The organism is Streptomyces diversicolor (assembly GCF_057537855.1).
Window position 1 is genome coordinate 1 of the sequence record NZ_BAAJXA010000097.1, and the last position, 4,817, is coordinate 4,817.

Sequence of the window (4,817 nt, forward strand, 5' to 3'; positions counted from 1 at the left end):
CGACTGAGACCGCAGGACCGACTAAACAGACGGTCGACCCCCGTGACCTCCCGCTGGCAGCGGAGAGCGGTAAGCGGTGGCAACAAGCTCGGCCCGCGATGGTGACCAGTCGCTCCATGAACGCCAGCGTCCCCCGTGACAGCGGAGGTCGTCACCGAGGTCGATTTGATCTATCACTACCAGGCAGGTGGGGACGCCTTCAGCGTGGCGAACTTCCCCCTCGGTCAGGTCGATTACCTCGCGAGTGGTGGTGCTGCCCTTCACCTCTATGTGAACCTCGGCGCCGTTCTTGCGCGCGGTGATGTCCCATGGCGAATGACCACCTACGTCCTCAGCCTCGTAGCCGTGTGAGCGGTAGTGGCTGAGGACGAGGTCCATCGCGTACCGCTCGACGGCCTGCCGCCGTTGTACGTCCCGTTGCCGGCCGTAGCCGGTGGCCGCCCTGCGCTGCTTGGGTAGCGAAGCGGGCAACAGGTCGGGGACTTCCGGCTCGTACGGCTCAGAGACGGCGGTCTGGCGCAGCTCCCGCAGCTTTGGGAGCTCTTCGACTAGTGCCAGCGGGAGCTTGGTCAGATACCCCTGCGCAGCACGAAGAGGCCGCGTACTTGACAGCGCAAAGGGGAAATAGAGGGGCAACCCGACTGCCTCTGTCAGACGATCCCGCAGAGCTCGGATCGTGGGCTCGATCTCGCGGAGCCGAGCCTGAGTGACAGGATGCTGCAACCTTCGATAGCCGCCGAGAGGAGCTTCCCAAGCGGGCTCCGGACCGGACGCGCTCCGCTGCCGACCATAGGTGCCCCGGCTCTGCCAGGTGATCGTAGACGCGAAGGCCTCACCTCGAACGTGGGAGTACCCCACCACGCCAGGACCGTGGTTCTTGTCCCAGTGCAAAACGAGATCGCCGGGCCGTACCTCGCGTACGAGCGTGTAGGACCAGTACGGCTTGCCACGATCGTCGACTTGAGGCGCGAGCAGGTTGGTGCCGATGTCCTCGCGGTTCGTGATCTCCACCCAGTAACGCTCGTTCGGGTCGCTTCTCCACCACTTGTTTATGGCCATGGTCCCCCCTGACTCTCAACATCGGGCTGCCGGTGATCCTGCCAGGTCTGGCGGCTCCAGTGGTTCGGGCGTGCAGGCACAGTCCTCGCGAACGGGAAGTGTTCAAGGTTGCCGGTGTGCAGCGAGGCGCACGCCTGTTGCCGTCAAAGCCTGCAGTCAGTGGCCGCCGACGTCGTGGTACGAGTCCCGTCACCGCCACGACGGTCCCCAAGAGCGTCGTTCTGCAGAACGTAAAACCTTCCTGCCCTGCAACGACACCTCTACTGGACGCTTGAGCCGCCGTGTTAGCCCACACATGACCCAAAGCCTCTACCAGGGGGCTGACTCTGGGAACGTGCAATGCTCGCCAGGACCTACACAGAGGGGACCACGGCGGTACGTTCTCGCTTCCCCCAGGTCAGCGACCCATCCGGCGTTATGTGGCGGCAATGGTGGAAGACATGTAGCAACTGCATGCTTCCGACCGATAGACTGTCAGTTATTACACGGACTCGTGCAGATCCTTCGAACAGTGATCTTTGAGTAGAAGGAACCAATTATGATCAACAGTCAGCAGATGCGCCTGTTAGCTCTTTGCTCGCTGCGCATCGACGGCAAGAGCGTCGACTGGTCGGTACTGGCTCGGTGCGCACTGAGCGGGCACCTGGACGAGCTATGCGAGGGCTTCATCCCCGAAGAGTCTGCGGCGGCCCGCAAGGCTCTCCCCCTCCTACGTCAGGGCCTGCATGGCGCACTAGAAGATCAATATCACCGCGTCGAGGATGAGTTGCGCCTCGCTGAAAAACACGGCGCCAAGCTCGTTACCGTGCTCGACGAAGGCTATCCCGCCAATCTACGCAACGTGCCCGATCTGCCGCCATTCCTCTTCTACAGGGGATGCCTAGCCCTTGAAGCAGATTCACGCTCAGTTGCGATCGTCGGAACACGTCAGGCATCGGAAATCGGATTGTCGCGCGCACGCATGGTAGCCCGCGAGCTGAGCAATGCCGGTTACACCATCACGTCCGGGCTGGCACGGGGAATCGATACTGCCGCACACAAGACGGCACTGCATTTTAAACGTCGGACGGTCGCAGTAATCGGTACGGGCATCACTCGGTGTTACCCGAAGGAGAATGCCGATCTAGCCGAAGAGATTGCCGCTCAAGGGGCAATCATTTCGCAGTTCTGGCCCTCTCGACCTCCAGGCAGGGACACATTTCCTCGGCGGAATCATGTCACTTCTGGCATCAGTCTCGGAAGCGTCGTGATTGAAGCCTCACGAACCTCTGGCGCCAAGATGCAGGCGCGCATTGCCAGTGAACAAGGACGGCATGTACTTCTGCTGCAATCGCTCGTGGCAGAGCAGGAGTGGGCCCGGAAGATGATCGATGCCGGCCGAGCGACACCAGTAGCGAAAACCGAACAGATGCTCGAAACGCTGGCTTGGAGCACCCAGACCCGGCCAGAAGAGGGCCCCACGCAACTACTTCTGACACTGAGTGATTGCTAGTTGGCGCAACGTGGGCTTAGCCTCATGCCTGGGGCAACTACGCGTTGAGGGGGTCGACTTGCGCTATCGCGAGTTCACGCGTCCCAGCAGTCAGGGCTGGAACACGAGGCACTGGGTGGAGTGGCTGCGTGAGCAGCATGTCGCGCCATCGGTGTCATCGAGTGAAGTAGGAATCTGCTCGTTATGCCGCGCACCCACACGGGTAGGACGTAACGGCATCTACTTCAGGCACTGCTATGCCTGTAGCAGTAGAAATCTCACCGAAATCTTGGATGGCTTTGTGCCAATCTGCTACTCGGTTCACGATGGGCTGGAAAGCGTCCTCGCCCGCGCCAAAAATGAGTCGCGAGACGCATGGCTTCGCGCCCCCCTCGCATCTGTGCTATGGAGCTTCCTCCAGCGCCATGAAGGATGTATCGAGAAATCCTACGGAGGGTACTTTGACTACCGCATACCAATACCCTCACACCCTTCCGCACGAGGTGGCGTGGACCACCTTAGAGCGGTAATCAGCACCGTTCGAGTAATGCCCGAGCAATGGCGCTTTGATCTCCTCAAAAAGAACACCGCCGAGAAAGCTCGGGAGCGCCGTAGGCAGCTGGCACCTAATCTCTTTACAGCCGATCCCCAGGTTAACGGAGCAAGGATCTTGCTGCTGGACGACACGTTCACCACCGGGGGAACTATGGCGAGTGCCGCTTTCGCTCTCAAGGAGAGCGGGGCTACATGTGTAGTTGGGTTATCCTTCGGGCGCCAACTGGGTTCTGATTGGAACGATAATAAGGAACTCATATCCACCCTACCCGAAAGGGACCTAGTTATTGATGACTGCGTCGTACACAATAAGAGCCGCGCGCATTTCAGTGCGATGTTCTAGGATGTGGTACGCACTTCACTAACAGGTGGGTCGGCCGGGTCCCGGTCATCAGAGGCCGCTCAGTCAATCCTGCAACATTTCCGCGATGGCTTGCTCAGGTCAACGCCCCCTGACACGGTTCGTCGCCAATGACGAGCCGGGATACGTCTAAGTACAGCCCTCGGCACCTCATTATGTTGCCGCTGTAAGACCCTAGATGAAACCGGTTCACGCAGTCAGTTACGGGAAGCAGCGTCCTGCACAAGACGGCTCGTGAAGCCCGCGTCCCTCAGCCGTTCATAAGCGGTCACAACATCATCGGGAATGTGCTGCTCAACCATAAAACCTTGCCGCGGGTAGATCATGAGCCGCTGCTGAGCGCCCACCAGCATGTCAATGACCAGCCGGGCATCGCGGATTGAGTTGACGTACTCCGTCAGGGTCATGGGTGTGGATGCGCTCACCCACTCTACTTCGGACCAGAGCTTGCGGGCCGTCGCGTAGGCGCGACGTTCCTCGTACGGCTTGCTGACCAGGAGGACCGACGAGACGGGGACGTGCCGTTCTTCAAGGAGTGCGCGGGAGAAGCGGATGTTCTCGCCCGTGTTCCGGGCCTGCGGCTCGACGAGGATCGCGGCTGCGGGAACGCCCAGTTCCACGGCGCGTTCGCGGTAGTGCTCAGCCTCGCCCCGGGGCATGCGGTCGCGGGTCGTGCGACTGGTCGCCCCGGTGAACACGATGAGCGGCGCCATGCCGCGGTGATAGAGGTCCGCGGTTGTGTCCGCCACTCCGAGATCATGACTGCCGAGCCCGATGGCGACCGAGCACGGGCGTACGTCGTGGCCCATCTGCTGGAAGTCCCACAGCCGTTGAGCGTCGGCCCACGCTTGCGCTGAGATCACTTGCTTCCGCCCTCTGGGTTCGCTGAGTCAGGCACCTTGAAGTCATAGGTCCATGCGAAGCGAGTTGCCGCGTGGACACCGATTGCGAATTCCACCACGGTCCCATCCGCAGTGAAGGTGGTTCGGTGGAGTTCCACGACCCACTCGCCCGGCGAGAGCTGGAGGAGCTGGGATTCCTCCACCGTGGGAATGCGGGCGAACAGGGTCTCCCTCATGTGGTCGATCTCGTATCCGGCGTCGTAGAGCACCCAGAAGCCACCGCCGCGGCCGGCGGGGCCCGGCGTGGGGTCGACGATGCGCGTTTCCTCGACGTGTTCGGGCCGGTAGTAGCTGGTCAGAGTGTGCGTCGGTTGCGAGCCTTCCTTGACTAGACGCGCCCGTGCGTAGACGTCGGCGCCTTCTGGCAGGCCGTGCGCCTCAGCAACGACGGTTGGGGCTTTTATTGTCGCCTTGCTCAGCACCTGCAGTCCTAGTGTCTCGTGACCCTGATTGAGTTACTTCGAGTTGC

General features: G+C 61.2%; 4 protein-coding genes. 1 reads left to right on the plus strand and 3 read right to left on the minus strand.

Annotated features, from left to right (window positions below):
- Nucleotides 1–21: 21 nt before the first annotated feature.
- Entirely contained in the window at nucleotides 22–1,059 is a 1,038-nt protein-coding gene (locus AC27LF_RS45155; protein WP_479662411.1) for a protein NO VEIN domain-containing protein, read from the minus strand.
- A 538-nt stretch (nucleotides 1,060–1,597) separates the two neighbouring features.
- On the opposite strand from AC27LF_RS45155, the gene AC27LF_RS45160 reads away from it, so the two are divergent.
- On the plus strand, nucleotides 1,598–2,551 hold the full coding sequence (locus AC27LF_RS45160) for a DNA-processing protein DprA (RefSeq protein WP_479662412.1): 954 nt from the start codon (nucleotides 1,598–1,600) through the stop codon (nucleotides 2,549–2,551).
- A gap of 1,092 nt (nucleotides 2,552–3,643) precedes the next feature.
- On the opposite strand, the gene AC27LF_RS45165 is transcribed toward AC27LF_RS45160, so the two are convergent.
- Together AC27LF_RS45165 and AC27LF_RS45170 are read right to left on the minus strand one after the other, a co-directional pair.
- The gene (locus tag AC27LF_RS45165) at nucleotides 3,644–4,309 is read right to left on the minus strand and encodes a YdcF family protein (RefSeq protein ID WP_479662413.1); all 666 of its coding nucleotides are present in this window, start codon (nucleotides 4,307–4,309) and stop codon (nucleotides 3,644–3,646) included.
- Nucleotides 4,306–4,776 carry a UTRA domain-containing protein gene (locus AC27LF_RS45170; RefSeq protein ID WP_479662414.1) on the minus strand — a complete coding sequence of 157 codons (471 nt, stop codon included), beginning with the start codon at nucleotides 4,774–4,776 and terminating at the stop codon, nucleotides 4,306–4,308. Before AC27LF_RS45170 ends, AC27LF_RS45165 begins: the two co-directional genes overlap by 4 nt.
- Nucleotides 4,777–4,817 lie beyond the last annotated feature (41 nt).